Origin of the sequence: Streptomyces kurssanovii (assembly GCF_040677245.1) — a bacterium.
Taxonomy (GTDB): Bacteria; Actinomycetota; Actinomycetes; order Streptomycetales; family Streptomycetaceae; genus Streptomyces; species Streptomyces kurssanovii.
The window spans coordinates 1-15,468 of the sequence record NZ_JBFAQK010000096.1; the positions used below are offsets into that span (position 1 = coordinate 1).

Annotated in this window: 13 protein-coding genes; all 13 read left to right on the top strand. The window is 70.2% G+C overall.

The window, feature by feature from the left end; genetic code table 11:
* Positions 1-1,223, top strand: a 1,223-nt coding sequence (uvrC, locus tag AB0K36_RS33710) for an excinuclease ABC subunit UvrC (protein ID WP_435877991.1), incomplete at its 5' end; no start/stop codon positions are given.
* Positions 1,220-2,161 carry an RNase adapter RapZ gene (gene rapZ / locus AB0K36_RS33715; RefSeq protein ID WP_364601482.1) on the top strand — a complete coding sequence of 314 codons (942 nt, stop codon included), beginning with the start codon at positions 1,220-1,222 and terminating at the stop codon, positions 2,159-2,161. The genes uvrC and rapZ, both read left to right, overlap by 4 nt.
* Entirely contained in the window at positions 2,158-3,192 is a 1,035-nt protein-coding gene (locus AB0K36_RS33720; protein ID WP_364601484.1) for a gluconeogenesis factor YvcK family protein, read from the top strand. Before rapZ ends, AB0K36_RS33720 begins: the two co-directional genes overlap by 4 nt.
* Positions 3,183-4,172, top strand: coding sequence for a DNA-binding protein WhiA (whiA, locus tag AB0K36_RS33725; protein ID WP_005318962.1), 990 nt, complete (start codon positions 3,183-3,185; stop codon positions 4,170-4,172). The genes AB0K36_RS33720 and whiA overlap by 10 nt, the downstream gene beginning before the upstream one ends.
* Before the next feature lie 187 nt (positions 4,173-4,359).
* Positions 4,360-7,308, top strand: coding sequence for a M14 family metallopeptidase (locus tag AB0K36_RS33730; protein ID WP_364601486.1), 2,949 nt, complete (start codon positions 4,360-4,362; stop codon positions 7,306-7,308).
* 222 nt (positions 7,309-7,530) lie between these two features.
* Positions 7,531-8,541 (top strand): type I glyceraldehyde-3-phosphate dehydrogenase, encoded by a 1,011-nt coding sequence (gap, locus tag AB0K36_RS33735; protein ID WP_189472456.1) that lies wholly within the window; start codon positions 7,531-7,533, stop codon positions 8,539-8,541.
* A 132-nt stretch (positions 8,542-8,673) separates the two neighbouring features.
* Positions 8,674-9,885 carry a phosphoglycerate kinase gene (locus tag AB0K36_RS33740; protein WP_364601489.1) on the top strand — a complete coding sequence of 404 codons (1,212 nt, stop codon included), beginning with the start codon at positions 8,674-8,676 and terminating at the stop codon, positions 9,883-9,885.
* Positions 9,886-9,891: 6 nt separating this feature from the next.
* Complete coding sequence (gene tpiA, locus AB0K36_RS33745) at positions 9,892-10,680, top strand: triose-phosphate isomerase (protein WP_364601491.1); 789 nt, start codon at positions 9,892-9,894, stop codon at positions 10,678-10,680.
* Positions 10,681-10,803: 123 nt separating this feature from the next.
* Positions 10,804-11,034: a preprotein translocase subunit SecG gene (secG, locus tag AB0K36_RS33750; protein ID WP_005318972.1), complete on the top strand. Its 231-nt coding sequence runs from the start codon at positions 10,804-10,806 to the stop codon at positions 11,032-11,034.
* Between the two features lie 135 nt (positions 11,035-11,169).
* Positions 11,170-11,505: an RNA polymerase-binding protein RbpA gene (locus AB0K36_RS33755; RefSeq protein ID WP_003957010.1), complete on the top strand. Its 336-nt coding sequence runs from the start codon at positions 11,170-11,172 to the stop codon at positions 11,503-11,505.
* A 168-nt stretch (positions 11,506-11,673) separates the two neighbouring features.
* Positions 11,674-13,323 (top strand): glucose-6-phosphate isomerase, encoded by a 1,650-nt coding sequence (gene pgi, locus AB0K36_RS33760; protein ID WP_364601495.1) that lies wholly within the window; start codon positions 11,674-11,676, stop codon positions 13,321-13,323.
* A 4-nt stretch (positions 13,324-13,327) separates the two neighbouring features.
* On the top strand, positions 13,328-13,828 hold the full coding sequence (locus AB0K36_RS33765; RefSeq protein WP_364601493.1) for a PH domain-containing protein: 501 nt from the start codon (positions 13,328-13,330) through the stop codon (positions 13,826-13,828).
* Positions 13,829-13,884: 56 nt separating this feature from the next.
* The gene (locus AB0K36_RS33770; protein ID WP_364601497.1) at positions 13,885-15,330 is read left to right on the top strand and encodes a PH domain-containing protein; all 1,446 of its coding nucleotides are present in this window, start codon (positions 13,885-13,887) and stop codon (positions 15,328-15,330) included.
* Positions 15,331-15,468 lie beyond the last annotated feature (138 nt).

Consider the following 15,468-nt stretch of genomic DNA (forward strand, 5'->3'; position numbering starts at 1 on the left):
TTCAACCCTCCCCCCCCCCCCCCCCCTCTCCCTTCCGGGCGCCCGCCTTCCACATCACCCCCCCCCGGGCGGCCGGCCCCCCCCCCCCCCGCGGCTGGGTCACCGACAAGGTCGAGAACGTGGACACGGCCGGGCTGGTCGAGCACGCGCTCCAGCAGCTGTACGGCGAGGAGAGCGGCGACGCCGTCCCCAAGGAGGTCCTGGTCCCCGCCCTGCCGGAGGACACGGACGCGGTCACAGAGTGGCTGACCGGCCGGCGCGGCGCGGCGGTCTCCCTGCGCGTTCCGCAGCGCGGCGACAAGAAGGCCCTGATGGAGACCGTCGAGCGCAACGCGCTCCAGGCACTCGGGCTGCACAAGACCAAGCGCGCCAGCGATCTGACCACGCGCTCCCGCGCCCTGGAGGAGATCGCCGAGGCGCTCGGTCTGGACTCGGCCCCGCTCCGCATCGAGTGCTTCGACATCTCGCACCTCCAGGGCGAGGACGTGGTGGCCTCCATGGTCGTCTTCGAGGACGGCCTTGCCCGCAAGAGCGAGTACCGCCGCTTCCAGATCAAGGGCTTCGAGGGGCAGGACGACGTCCGGTCCATGCACGAGGTGATCACGCGGCGTTTCAAGCGGTATCTCGCGGAGAAGGACCGCACCGGCGAGTGGATCGGCGATGACGATCCGTCGCACGAGGCGCTGGAGGACGACGGCCGGCCCAAGAAGTTCGCGTACCCGCCGCAGCTGGTCGTCGTCGACGGCGGGCAGCCGCAGGTCGCCGCGGCCAAGCGCGCCCTGGACGAGCTCGGGATCGACGACGTCGCGGTCTGCGGCCTCGCCAAGCGGCTGGAGGAGGTCTGGCTGCCGCAGGAGGACGATCCCGTGGTCCTGCCGCGTTCGAGCGAGGGTCTGTATCTCCTCCAGCGGGTGCGTGACACGGCTCACGACTTCGCCATCCGCTATCAGCGGTCCAAGCGGTCCAAGCGCATCAGGACCAGCCCTCTCGACGCGGTCCCCGGTCTCGGCGAGACCAGGAAGCAGGCCCTGATCAAGCATTTCGGCTCGGTCAAGCGACTGCGGCAGGCGACAATCGAGCAGATCTGCGAGGTTCCCGGCATGGGCCGCAAGACCGCCGAGTCGGTCGTGGTGGCGCTGGCGCAGGCGGCGGCGCCCGCGCCCGCCGTGAACACCGCGACAGGAGAGATCATTGAAGAGAGCGACGGGGGCAGCAGGACATGAGTGAGCACGACGGAGACGGAGCAGCAGACGTGAGTACGGGCAACGGCACCGAGCCCCGTGAGACCACGGCGGACGTGGCCATCCCGGAGCTGGTGATCATCTCCGGTATGTCGGGCGCGGGCCGCAGTACGGCCGCCAAGTGCCTCGAGGACCTCGGCTGGTTCGTCGTCGACAACCTGCCGCCCGCGCTGATCCCCACGATGGTGGAGCTCGGCGCCCGCTCCCAGGGCAACGTGGCCCGGATCGCGGTCGTCGTCGACGTACGCGGCCGGCGGTTCTTCGACAACCTCCGCGAGTCCCTGGCCGACCTCGACGCCAAGCAGGTCACCCGCCGGATCGTCTTCCTGGAGTCCTCGGACGATGCCCTGGTGCGCCGTTTCGAGTCGGTCCGGCGCCCGCACCCGTTGCAGGGCGACGGCCGGATCGTCGACGGCATCGCGGCCGAGCGCGACCTGCTGCGGGAGCTGCGCGGCGACGCCGACCTGGTGATCGACACCTCCGGCCTGAACGTCCACGAGCTGCGCGCCAAGATGGATGCCCAGTTCGCGGGTGACGAGAAGCCCGAGCTGCGGGCCACGGTGATGTCGTTCGGCTTCAAATACGGGCTGCCCGTCGACGCGGACCTCGTCGTCGACATGCGCTTCCTGCCGAACCCGCACTGGGTGCCGGAGCTGCGCCCGTTCACCGGCCTGAACGAAGAGGTGTCGAACTACGTCTTCAACCAGCCCGGTGCCAAGGAGTTCCTCGACCGCTACACCGAGCTGCTCCAGCTGATCGCCGCCGGCTACCGCCGCGAGGGCAAGCGCTATGTGACCGTCGCCGTCGGCTGCACCGGCGGCAAGCACCGCTCTGTCGCCACCTCGGAGAAGCTCGCCGCCCGTCTGTCCGCCGCCGGTGTCGAGACCGTCGTCGTCCACCGGGACCTGGGGCGCGAGTGACCGGACGCAACCTCCGGCTGCGGCGGCTGCGCAGAACCACGCGCACGCCGTCCGGCCGGAAGCGCGGAGCCCAGCCCAAGGTCGTCGCCCTCGGCGGCGGGATGGGGCTGTCCGCCTCCCTCACGGCCCTGCGCCGTATCACCGGCGACCTCACGGCGGTCGTCACCGTCGCCGACGACGGCGGCTCCAGCGGCCGGCTCCGTGAGGAGCTCGGCGTGCTGCCGCCCGGCGACCTGCGCAAGGCCCTGGCGGCGCTGTGCGGCGACGACGACTGGGGTCAGACCTGGGCGCGGGTCATCCAGCACCGTTTCCAGTCCCAGGGCGAACTGCACGAGCACGCGGTCGGCAATCTGCTGATCGTGGCGCTGTGGGAGCAGTTCGGCGACCATGTCCAGGCACTGGACCTGGTCGGCAAGCTGCTCGGCGCGCACGGGCGGGTGCTGCCCATGTCGGCCGTTCCCCTCGAGCTCCAGGCGCTGGTGCGCGGGCACGACCCGAGCCGCCCGGACGAGGTGGACACCGTGCGCGGCCAGGCGACCGTGGCGCTCACGCCCGGCGAGGTGCAGTCCGTGCATCTCGTGCCGAACGACCCGCCCGCCGTCCCGGAGGCCGTGGAGGCCGTGCTGGACGCCGACTGGGTGGTCCTCGGTCCCGGCTCCTGGTTCTCCTCGGTCATTCCTCACCTTCTCGTGCCCGAACTGCTCGACGCGCTGGTCCAGACGAAGGCCCGCCGGGTGCTCTCGCTCAATCTGGCGCCCCAGCCCGGAGAAACTGAGGGCTTCTCCCCGCAGCGTCATTTGGAGGTTTTGGGACGACACGCGCCTAAACTCGCCCTGGACGTGGTGCTGGCCGACGAGGCCGCAGTGCCCGACCGCGAGTCCCTCGCCGACGCCGCCAAGCGGCTGGGCGCCGCGGTCGAGCTGGCTCCGGTGGCCTCTCCCGACGGACTTCCGAAGCACGACCCGGAGCTGTTGGCCGCCGCGTACGACCGTATTTTTCGGATGCATGGAAGGATCGGCCCATGGCGATGACGGCAGCGGTGAAGGACGAGATCTCCCGGCTCCCCGTCACCCGGACCTGCTGCAGAAAAGCGGAGGTCTCGGCCATCCTGCGGTTCGCGGGCGGTCTGCACCTGGTGAGCGGCCGCATCGTGATCGAGGCGGAGCTGGACACCGGCATCGCCGCGCGCCGGCTCAAACGGGACATCCTGGAGATCTTCGGCCACAGCTCGGAGCTGATGGTCATGGCTCCCGGCGGTCTGCGCCGCGGCTCCCGGTTCGTCGTACGCGTGGTGGCGGGCGGTGACCAGCTGGCGCGCCAGACGGGTCTGGTCGACGGCCGGGGGCGTCCGATCAGGGGCCTGCCGCCCCAGGTGGTCTCGGGTGCGACCTGCGACGCGGAGGCCGCCTGGCGTGGCGCCTTCCTGGCGCACGGTTCGCTGACCGAGCCGGGCCGGTCGTCCTCCCTGGAGGTCACCTGCCCGGGACCGGAGGCGGCCCTCGCGCTGGTGGGCGCCGCCCGCCGGCTCTCGATCGCCGCGAAGGCGCGCGAGGTGCGGGGCGTGGACCGGGTGGTCGTCCGTGACGGTGACGCGATCGGCGCCCTGTTGACGCGGCTCGGGGCGCACGAGTCGGTGCTGGCGTGGGAGGAGCGGCGGATGCGGCGCGAGGTGCGCGCCACCGCCAACCGCCTGGCCAACTTCGACGACGCCAACCTGCGCCGCTCCGCCCGTGCCGCCGTGGCGGCGGGCGCCCGGGTGCAGCGTGCTCTGGAGATCCTCGGCGAGGAGGTGCCCGAGCACCTCGCGGCGGCGGGCCGGCTGCGCATGGAGCACAAGCAGGCCTCGCTGGAGGAGTTGGGGGCGCTCGCCGACCCGCCGCTGACCAAGGACGCGGTCGCGGGCCGGATCCGCCGCCTGCTGGCGATGGCGGACAAGCGCGCCCAGGACCTGGGCATCCCGGGTACGGAGTCGAATCTGACGGAGGAGATGGCCGACGGTCTGGTCGGCTGACGCTCCTGGCATGTAGCTCGACAGCTCTACTGCCGACGCCTCTTGAGGCGTCGGCAGTGTCGTTTCCAAGCCCGCGGGGGCCGGTGTGGCCCTATTGACATGATCATGGAGAGTCATGAGCCTGTCGCATGCCCGTCATCACGGCGGACACGAGCACTTTCCTGGCAGACAACAGCAAGGGGGGCTTATGAGACGCAGAGCGAGATCGATCCTCGCCGCTGCCGCACTCCTGGTCGCAGGAGTGTCGGCAGCGCCGATCGCGCAGGCCGACTCCGGGGGCGGGAACGGCGAAGAACTCGCCGTATGGCACGCGGAAGTGAGCAAGGAACAGGTGCCGCTGATCCTCGCGGCGGGCACCGACGGCCATGAACTGGGCGAGCAGATCCCGGACAAGGGATCCGCCACCATCGAGCTCCACCTCACCGAGCGGCAGGCCGGCGAACTGCGCGAGCAGGGCGTCGACATCACCGAGCACACCCTCTCCGACAAGGCGGAGAAGCACCTCGCCGCCGCGGGCGACGGTGTCTTCCGCCCGTACGGCGGCGAAGGCGGCCTCAAGGCCGAGATCCTCGACACCGCCAGGTCCCATCCGGCCCTCACCAAGGTCGTGAGCATCGGCCGGACCGTCAAAGGCCAGGACATCCTCGCTCTCAAGATCTCCAAGGGCGCGGACCGGTACCGCGACGGCTCCAAGCCCGCCACCCTCTACATGTCCAACCAGCACGCCCGTGAGTGGATCACCCCGGAGATGACCCGGCGGCTGATGCACCACTACCTCGACGGCTACGGCGAGGACCCGCGGATCACGAAGATCATCGACTCCACCGAGCTGTGGTTCGTCCTGTCCGCCAACCCCGACGGTTACGACCACACGTTCACCGGGACCGAAGAGCGCCAGTGGCGCAAGAACCTCCGCGACAACAACGGTGACGGGCGGATCACCGCGGGCGACGGCGTCGACCTCAACCGCAACTTCTCCTACAAGTGGGGCTACGACAACGAGGGGTCCTCACCCGACCCGTTCGACGAGACCTACCGCGGCACCGGCCCCGGGTCCGAACCCGAGACCAAGGCCATCGACCGGTTCCAGAAGCGCATCGGCTTCCAGTACGGCATCAACTACCACTCCGCCGCCCAGCTGCTGCTGTACGGAGTCGGCTGGCAGGTCGCCACTCCGACCCCCGACGACGTCCTCTACAAGGCCCTCGCGGGCACGCCGGACAACTCCGCGATCCCCGGCTACCGGCCCCAGCTCTCCTCCGAGCTCTACACCACCAACGGCGAGGCCGACGGCCACGCGGCCAACGTCAACGGGATGATGATGTACACCCCCGAGATGTCGACCTGCGCCACCGCCTCGCGCGTCGACCCCGACGACGAGTGGAACGCCGCTGACTGCGCGTCCATCTTCACCTTCCCCGACGACGAGCGGCTGATCCAGCAGGAGTTCGCCAAGAACATCCCGTTCGCGCTCTCCGTCGCCGAGACCGCGGCCCACCCCGACCAGCCGTCCTCCGCGGTGGGCCTCACGGCCGCGGACTTCACCCCCGACACTTTCGCCACCTCCTACGCGCGGGGCGCCGACCAGGAGGTCTCCGTCACCGCCCGCAGGTCGCTGCGCGACAAGGAGCTCAACTACCGCATCAACGGCGGTCGCACGCACGACGAGGAGCTGCGTCCCTGGAAGGGCGGCGAGCGCTTCGGCGGCGAGGACAACCTCCACTTCGACGAGTACCGCGCCGAGGTCGAGGGAGCCGAGCCGGGCGACCGCGTCGAGGTGTGGTTCACCGGCAGGACCAGGAGCGGCGAGCGCACCGCGAGCGAGCACTTCACGTACACCGTCGCCGAACGGCCGCGCGGCGACACGCTGGTGATCGCGGAAGAGGGCGGCACGGCCGCCGCCGCACACACCGCCGCCTACACCCGCGCCCTCGCCGCCAACGGTCACCGCAGCGCGGTCTGGGACGTCGCCACGCAGGGCGCCCCGCACCCCCTCGCGGTCCTCGGCCACTTCAGGACGGTCCTTTGGTACTCGGGCGCGGCCGAGCCGTCCTGGACCACCACGCAGGCCGTGCGCGCCTACCTCAACGAGGGCGGCAAGCTCGTCTCCATGGGCGAGCGTGCCGGCGGTGACGCCGACCTCGGCGGGGCGCTGAGCGACGACTTCTCGCAGTACTACCTCGGGGCCTCCGGCCGGGCCTCGCTCGCCGGGGTGACCGGCTTCCTCGGCACGGGACGCCTCACCGGTGCCTCCGGCGCCCTCGGGGGCGCACCGGGCAACCCGCTGGACGCGGCCGGCGCCTACACGATCACCGCGGACACCCTGCCGCCGGACGAGTTCCCGCAGTTCGACAGCGCCGCCGCGGGTGACTACCCGGGCGTCAGGATGCCGTTCTCGCCGTACGGCGGTGAGTGGTACGCGGCGGTCACCCACCGCAACTCCTCGTGGGCGCGGCTCTCCCGCACGATCGACCTGACCGGCACGGCGGCCGCCGACCGGCCCGCCCTGGACATGCGGCTGAGCTTCGACACGGAGCCCGGCTACGACAACGCCGCCGTCGAGGTCCACACCGTCGGCCAGGACGACTGGACGACGCTTCCCGACACCGGCGGCGGCACGTCCACCGAGGTCCCGGCCCAGTGCGACGGCGGCTTCTACATCGACCAGCACCCCTTCCTGCGGCACTACCTCACGCTCGGCGAGGACACGTGCACGGCGAGCGGCACCACCGGCGCGTGGAACTCCTTCACCGGGGCGTCCGACGGCTGGCGGGCGGCCTCCTTCGACCTGAGCGCCTACGCGGGCAAGCGGATCGAGGTCTCCGTCTCCTATGTCACCGACCCGAGCGACGGCGGCCGCGGTGTCTTCGTCGACGACACCCGGCTCGTCACCGGCGGCGTCGAGCAGCCCCTCGAGGGCTTCGAGGCCTCGCTGGAGCCCTGGACGGCCGCCGGTCCCCCCGAGGGCAGCCCCGCCCTGCGGGGGAACTGGGAGCGCAGCCAGGACCTGTTTCCGTCCGCGTCGGCGGTGAGCACGCGCGACAGTGTGCTGATCGGTTTCGGCCTCGAGCATGTGCGAACGGCGGCCGACCGTGAACGGATCGTCGCCGCGGCACTCAGGGCGCTGCGGCGCTGAGAAGAGCGTGACCGGGCGCGGGGCGACGCTGTGAACGCCCCGCGATCCGGTGCGGGACGCGGTGGCCAGAAATGCTACTGACGGGTACGGGCCACCGTGTCCCACACAGTGCATCTCGATGTCACTACGGGGCCTTCAGGGGGGTAGGGTCGTAGGCGGTCGGGGACATCCCATACAACTCGCCGGCGTCGAAAACCGGCGTACCAACGAGGAGATCGGTTCGTGACGATCCGCGTAGGCATCAACGGCTTTGGCCGCATCGGTCGTAACTACTTCCGCGCGCTGCTGGAGCAGGGTGCGAAGATCGAGATCGTGGCTGTCAACGACCTGGGTGACACTGCGACCACGGCCCACCTGCTGAAGTACGACACCATCCTCGGTCGTCTCAAGGCCGAGGTGAGCCACACCGCCGACACCATCACGGTCGACGGCCACACCATCAAGGTGCTCTCCGAGCGCAACCCCGCCGACATTCCGTGGGGCGAGCTGGGCGTCGACATCGTCATCGAGTCGACGGGCATCTTCACCAAGAAGGCCGACGCCGAGAAGCACATCGCCGGCGGCGCCAAGAAGGTCCTCATCTCGGCTCCGGCCAAGGATGAGGACATCACCATCGTGATGGGTGTCAACCAGGACAAGTACGACGCCGACAACCACCACGTCATCTCCAACGCCTCCTGCACCACCAACTGTGTGGCGCCGATGGCCAAGGTTCTGGACGAGAACTTCGGCATCGTCAAGGGTCTGATGACCACGGTCCACGCCTACACCAACGACCAGCGGATCCTGGACTTCCCGCACTCCGACCTGCGTCGCGCCCGCGCCGCCGCGGAGAACATCATCCCGACGACCACCGGTGCCGCCAAGGCCACCGCCCTGGTCCTGCCGAAGCTGAAGGGCAAGCTGGACGGCATCGCGATGCGCGTCCCGGTCCCGACCGGTTCGGCCACCGACCTGGTTGTCGAGCTCGAGCGTGAGGTCACCAAGGACGAGGTCAACGCCGCGTTCAAGAAGGCCTCCGAGGACGGCGACCTGCGGGGCATCCTCTTCTACACGGAGGACGCGATCGTGTCCTCGGACATCGTCGGCGACGCCGCGTCCTGCACCTTCGACTCCTCGCTGACCATGGTCCAGGAGGGCAAGTCGGTGAAGATCCTCGGCTGGTACGACAACGAGTGGGGCTACTCCAACCGCCTCGTGGACCTTACGGTCTTCGTGGGCAACCAGCTCTGATCAGCAGCGTCTGATCTGATCTGCACCTGATCTGCAACGAGAGCACAAAGATGTGAGCACAGGGCTCGGGCAGCGCAAAGTGGCGCCGTTCGAGCCCTGTCGCGCGTGCAGCCCTCCGAGGAGCCGTAAAACATGAAGACCATCGACCAGTTGCTGGCCGACGGGGTCGCGGGCAAGCGGGTATTCGTCCGCGCCGACCTCAATGTGCCGCTCGACGGCACGACCATCACCGACGACGGCCGCATCCGGGCCGTGCAGCCGACCATCGCCAAGCTCGCGGAGGCCGGGGCCCGGGTAGTCGTCGCCTCGCACCTGGGCCGCCCCAAGGGCGCCCCGGACCCAGCCTTCTCGCTGGCCCCGGCCGCCGCCCGGCTCGGAGAGCTGCTCGGCACGCACGTGGAGTTCGCGACCGACACCGTCGGTGAGTCCGCCACGGCCGCCGTCGCCGGCCTCGAGGACGGCCAGGTCGCCGTCCTGGAGAACCTCCGCTTCAACGCAGGCGAGACCTCCAAGGACGACGCCGAGCGCGGCGCCTTCGCGGACCGGCTGGCCGCCCTCGCCGATGTGTACGTCGGCGACGGCTTCGGCGCCGTGCACCGCAAGCACGCCTCCGTGTTCGATCTCCCGGCCCGGCTGCCGCACGCCGCCGGCTTCCTGATCGCCACCGAGGTCGGCGTCCTCAAGAAGCTCACGGAGGACGTCAGCCGGCCCTACGTCGTCGTGCTCGGCGGCGCCAAGGTCTCCGACAAGCTCGGAGTCATCGACCACCTGCTGGAGAAGGCCGACCGCATCCTCATCGGCGGCGGCATGGCGTACACCTTCCTCAAGGCCCAGGGCCACGAGGTCGGCATCTCGCTGCTCCAGGAGGACCAGGTACCGGCCGTGCGCGAGTACCTGGAGCGTGCCAAGGCCAAGGGCGTGGAGTTCGTGCTCCCCGTCGACGTGCTGGTCTCGTCCGAGTTCCCGGACCTGAAGACCAAGGCGCCGGCCAACCCGGCCGTCGTCGCCGCGGACGCCATTCCCGCCGATCAGGAGGGTCTGGACATCGGTCCGGAGACCCGCCTGCTGTACGCCTCGAAGCTCGCCGACGCGGCCACCGTCTTCTGGAACGGCCCCATGGGCGTCTTCGAGCACCCCGACTACGCCGAGGGCACCAAGGCCGTTGCCCAGGCGCTCGTCGACTCCCCGGCCTTCTCCGTGGTCGGCGGCGGCGACTCCGCCGCCGCCGTGCGGATCCTGGGCTTCGACGAGAAGGCGTTCGGCCACATCTCGACCGGCGGCGGAGCGAGCCTCGAATATCTCGAGGGCAAGACGCTCCCCGGCCTTGCCGCACTGGAGGACTGACCCCGCATGACTGCTACTGACCAGGGCCGCATCCCGCTGATGGCGGGCAACTGGAAGATGAACCTCAACCACCTCGAGGCCATCGCGCACGTCCAGAAGCTCGCCTTCGCACTGGCCGACAAGGACTACGACGCCGTAGAGGTCGCCGTCCTTCCGCCCTTCACCGACCTGCGGTCCGTCCAGACCCTGGTCGACGGCGACAAGCTGAAGATCAAGTACGGCGCCCAGGACATCTCGGCGCACGACTCCGGCGCCTACACCGGCGAGATCTCCGGCCTGATGCTGGCCAAGCTGAAGTGCACCTTCGTCGCCGTGGGCCACTCCGAGCGCCGCCAGTACCACGCGGAGAGCGACGAGATCTGCAACGCCAAGGTGAAGGCGGCCTTCAAGCACGGCCTGACCCCGATCCTGTGCGTCGGCGAGGGCCTGGACATCCGCAAGGCCGGCAACCAGGTCGAGTACACGCTCGCCCAGCTCGACGGCGGCCTGAAGGACATCCCGGCCGAGCAGGCCGAGACCATCGTGATCGCGTACGAGCCGGTGTGGGCCATCGGCACCGGAGAGGTCGCCACCCCCGAGGACGCGCAGGAGGTCTGCGGTGCGATCCGCGGCCGCCTCGCCGAGCTGTACTCCCAGGAGCTGGCCGACAAGGTCCGGATCCAGTACGGCGGCTCGGTGAAGGCGGGCAACGTCGCCGCGATCATGGCTCAGCCCGACGTGGACGGCGCCCTGGTCGGCGGGGCCGCCCTGGACGCGGACGAGTTCGTCAAGATCGTCCGGTTCCGCGACCAGTGAGTATGCGGTAGCGCAGATCCGGCGTACCCTTGCGGGGGCCTGCGGCTCACACAACGAGCCCGGGCCCCCGTCGTCCGTATTGAGTCCAAGAGAATTGCCAGGAAGTAGGGTCCAGCCGTGGTTATGGGATTCTCGATCGCCCTGATCATTTTCAGCGGGCTGCTGATGTTGCTCGTGCTGATGCACAAGGGGAAGGGCGGCGGTCTTTCCGACATGTTCGGTGGCGGAATGCAGTCCTCTGTCGGTGGCTCCTCCGTGGCCGAGCGGAACCTCGACCGCATCACCGTCGTGGTCGGTCTGCTGTGGTTCGCGTGCATTGTCGTACTTGGTCTGCTGATGAAGCTGGACAGCTGACCCACCGATTCCGCGTCCCGAGCTGGGGTGTAACTCCAATCACTGGACGAGCGTTGGGCCTTACGTAGACTGGGGCACTCGCGGCGCAGCCGCTGTGAGACGCTGTGCAGCACCATCACGCAGGGAGTTACGACCGTGGCAAGTGGCAACGCGATCCGGGGAAGCCGGGTCGGAGCGGGGCCGATGGGCGAGGCAGAGCGAGGCGAGTCCGCGCCGCGCCTCCGCATCTCCTTCTGGTGCTCGAACGGGCACGAGACGCAGCCGAGCTTCGCCAGTGACGCACAGGTCCCCGACACGTGGGACTGCCCGCGGTGCGGGTTCCCGGCCGGCCAGGACCGGGACAATCCGCCGGACCCGCCGCGCACCGAGCCGTACAAGACGCACCTCGCGTACGTACGCGAGCGGCGCAGCGACGCGGACGGCGAGGCGATTCTCGCGGAAGCGCTCGCCAAACTGCGGGGCGAGATCTAGTTCTTGAGTCCGGCCGCCACCCGAAAAGGGTGACGGCCGGACTTCTCTTTACCGGGCCGCTTCTCGTGCGCCGCCCCGCCGACGCCTCACCGACCGGCCTGATCAATTAGGTTGGAACCGCAGCGGGGCATGCAGGCAGGTACGAGAAGAAGTGGGCTGATGTCCGAGATGAACGCAGGCAAGACCAGGCTCAACCGGATGCCCGAGTGGACCGCTCTCGGCAAGCACCGCGAGCAGTTGGGCGCGACGCATCTGCGGGAGCTGTTCGCGGCGGACGCGGAGCGCGGCAGCAGGTACACCCTCCAGGTGGGCGATCTGTACCTGGACTACTCCAAGCACCTGGTCACCGACGAGACGCTGGCACTGCTGCGCGAACTGGCCGCCGCCACCGACGTCGCCGGACTGCGGGACGCCATGTTCCGCGGCGAGAAGATCAACACCACCGAGGACCGCGCGGTCCTGCACACGGCCCTGCGTGCCCCGCGGGACGCCGTCGTCGAGGTCGACGGCGAGAACGTGGTGCCGGACGTCCACGCGGTGCTGGACAAGATGGCCGCCTTCTCGGAGCGGATCCGCTCCGGCGAGTGGACCGGCCACACCGGCAAGCGCATCAGGAACATCGTCAACATCGGTATCGGCGGCTCCGATCTCGGGCCCGCGATGGCGTACGAGGTGCTCCGCTCCTACACCGAGCGGGACCTGACGTTCCGTTTCGTCTCGAACGTCGACGGGGCCGATCTCCACGAGGCCGTAAGGGACCTGGACCCGGCGGAGACCCTCTTCATCATCGCCTCGAAGACCTTCACCACCATCGAGACGATCACCAACGCCACCTCCGCCCGCGAGTGGCTGCTCACCAACCTCCGGGTCGGCCCCGACGCGGTCGCCAAGCACTTCGTGGCCCTGTCCACCAACGGCGAGAAGGTCTCCGACTTCGGCATCGACACGGCCAACATGTTCGAGTTCTGGGACTGGGTCGGCGGCCGGTACTCGTACGACTCCGCGATCGGCCTGTCCCTCATGATCGCGATCGGCCCCGACCGGTTCCGGGAGATGCTCGACGGCTTCCACCTCGTCGACGAACACTTCCGCACCGCGCCCCCCGAGGCCAACGCCCCGCTGCTGCTGGGCCTTCTGGGCGTCTGGTACGGGGCGTTCTTCGACGCCCAGTCGCACGCGGTGCTGCCCTACTCGCACTACCTGTCCAAGTTCACCGCGTACCTCCAGCAGCTCGACATGGAGTCGAACGGCAAGTCGGTCGACCGTGACGGCAATCCGGTCGACTGGCAGACCGGCCCCGTCGTGTGGGGCACCCCCGGCACCAACGGCCAGCACGCGTACTACCAGCTGATCCACCAGGGCACGAAGGTCATCCCCGCGGACTTCATCGGCTTCGCCAAGCCCGTCCCCGGCCTGCTCGCCGGACTCGTCCCGCAGCACGACCTGCTGATGGCCAACTTCTTCGCCCAGACGCAGGCCCTCGCCTTCGGCAAGACGCCCGAGGAGGTCAGGGCGGAAGGCGTCGCGGACGAACTGGTGCCGCACAAGACGTTCAAGGGGAACCACCCGACGACGACGATCCTCGCGGAGGACCTGACGCCCTCCGTGCTGGGCCAGTTGATCGCCCTGTACGAGCACAAGGTGTTCGTGCAGGGGGCCATCTGGAACATCGACTCCTTCGACCAGTGGGGAGTCGAGCTCGGCAAGGTCCTCGCGAAGAAGATCGAGCCGGTGCTGACCGAGGGCAAGGGCGGCGAGCAGCTCGACAGCTCCACCGCGACGCTGGCCGGCAAGTACCGGACATTGCGCGGCCGGTGACCTGATGGCGGGGGAGAACACGGTGCGGCTGCGGCCGCCGAACAACCGGCTGAACGAACGGGCCGTCAACTGGTGGCGCACGCAGGTCCTGCTGACCGCCGCCGTACCGGCCCTCGTGCTGTCCGTGCTGGGCGCCTTCATCGAGCCTGCCCGCAGCTGGCTGCTGGTCCCGGCAGGCGTGATCGCCGTCGCCGGTCTCGCCTGCACCGCGTTCTTCCCCGCCTGGTGGTACCGCGTGCACCGCTGGGAGGTCACCGACGAGGCGGTGTACGTCCGCACCGGGGCGCTGTGGCAGGAGTGGCGGATCGCGCCCATGTCCCGCATCCAGACCGTGGACACGGTCAGAGGGCCGCTCGAGCAGGCGTTCAGGCTCGCCACCGTCACGGTGACCACCGCCTCCGCCAAGGGCGCCGTCAGGATCGAGGGACTCGACCACGAGGTCGCCGCCGCACTCGCGGAGAGCCTGACCCGGATCACCCGGGCCACGCCCGGGGACGCGACGTGAGCGCACCGGAAGAGGAGTGGCGGCGGCTCGACGGGCGCACGGTCCTGGTGACCGCCATGGTCCTGGCCGGTTTCGCGGCCGGTGCCGGGCTCCCCGCACTCCTCGGCCTCGCGGGTGGCATGCCGCTGTGGAAGGCCCTCGGCTGGGTACTGGCCGGTGCCGCACTGCTGGTCGGCGCCGGCACCGGGGCCGACCTGGTGCGCTGGCAGCGCACCCGCTACCGCATCGGACCGGAGCGGGCCGAACTCCACACCGGACTGGTCCTGGTCAAGCGCCGCTCGCTGGCCCGCGAACGCATCCGGAGCGTCGACCTCACCGCCAATGTGCTGCTGCGCGTCCTCGGACTCGTCAAGGTCCGCATCGGCACGGGCGAGCACGCCGTCGGCGGTGAGTCCACCCTCGAACTCGACGCCGTCAGCCGGGCGGAGGGCGAACGGCTTCGGCTCGAGCTGCTGGCCAGGAGCGCCCCGCGTGAGGCGGCCGCCCACCCCGACGGCGCGCTCGCCGTCCTCGATCCCGCCTGGATCCGCTACGCGCCGGTCTCCTTCGTCGCCCCCTTGCTCGGCGGCGCGGCCGCGGGCGCGGTGATGCAGGTCAGCGAGTGGTTCGGGGCACAGGCCGAGGTCATCGAATGGGTCGGCGACCGTTTCAGGGACACCCCGCTCGTCTGGATCATCGTCACCCTGGCCGCTGCCGCGCTCGTCGCCGGCGTCATCGGCGCGGTCGGGCTCTGGATCGAGATGTGGTGGAACTACCGGCTCGACCGGGAGCCCGGCGGCACACTGCGGGTGCGGCGGGGCCTGTTCACGGCACGCTCGATATCCATCGAGGAGCGCCGGCTGCGCGGCGTCGACCTGGTCGAGCCGCTGGGCGTCAGACTCTTCGGCGCCGCGAGGCTGGACGCCGTCGCCACCGGCCTCGTCAAGGACCAGCAGGACAAGCACGCCGACATCAACGTCCTGCTGCCCGTGGTGCCACGGGTGCTGGCCGACGAGGTCGCCGCGCAGGTGCTCCGCGAATCCGCCTCCCCGACACGGGAAGCCCTCCTGACACCCCACCCGCGGGCCGCGCGCGGCAGACGGGTGCGCTGGGCACTGAGCGCGGCGCTGCTCCCCGCGACGGTCCTCGCGCTCCTCGGCGCACTGCTCACACCCGTGCTCCTGTGGATCGCGGCCGCCTGGGCGGCGGTCGGCGTTCCCGTCGCGGTACTCCTCGCCCTCGACGCGTACCGGGCCCTCGGCCACGGGATCGCCGGCGACTACCTCGTCACCCGCTCCGGCACCGTCCGCCGCAGCACGGTCGCACTGCAGCGGTCGGGCGTGATCGGCTGGACGGTCCGTCGCTCCGTCTTCCAGCGCCGCGCGGGCCTGATCACCCTGACGGCCACCACGGCGGCGGGCGCGGGCGCGTACGGCGTCTACGACGCCGCGGAGGGGGAGGGCCTGACGTTCGCGTCCGAGGCGGTGCCGGGGCTGCTGGAGCCGTTCCTGGAGCGCGGCTGACGGCTCCGCTGCGCGGGGCCGTTTCCCCACCCCGCCCCTTCCCGAAACCGGGGGCTCCGCCCCCGGACCCCCGCGCCTCAATCGCCGGCGGGGCTGGAAATCCAGCCCGCCTGGGGGCACCTCCCACGGCCGCCAGGC

Bases quoted from the DNA above. Each gene is read 5' to 3' on its own strand.
- rapZ (WP_364601482.1), top strand. From the start codon at position 1,220: ATGAGTGAGCACGACGGAGACGGAGCAGCAGACGTGAGTACGGGCAAC.
- whiA (WP_005318962.1), top strand. From the start codon at position 3,183: ATGGCGATGACGGCAGCGGTGAAGGACGAGATCTCCCGGCTCCCCGTC.
- AB0K36_RS33730 (WP_364601486.1), top strand. From the start codon at position 4,360: ATGAGACGCAGAGCGAGATCGATCCTCGCCGCTGCCGCACTCCTGGTC.
- AB0K36_RS33740 (WP_364601489.1), top strand. From the start codon at position 8,674: ATGAAGACCATCGACCAGTTGCTGGCCGACGGGGTCGCGGGCAAGCGG.
- tpiA (WP_364601491.1), top strand. From the start codon at position 9,892: ATGACTGCTACTGACCAGGGCCGCATCCCGCTGATGGCGGGCAACTGG.
- secG (WP_005318972.1), top strand. From the start codon at position 10,804: ATGGGATTCTCGATCGCCCTGATCATTTTCAGCGGGCTGCTGATGTTG.
- pgi (WP_364601495.1), top strand. From the start codon at position 11,674: ATGAACGCAGGCAAGACCAGGCTCAACCGGATGCCCGAGTGGACCGCT.
- AB0K36_RS33765 (WP_364601493.1), top strand. From the start codon at position 13,328: ATGGCGGGGGAGAACACGGTGCGGCTGCGGCCGCCGAACAACCGGCTG.
- AB0K36_RS33770 (WP_364601497.1), top strand. From the start codon at position 13,885: ATGGTCCTGGCCGGTTTCGCGGCCGGTGCCGGGCTCCCCGCACTCCTC.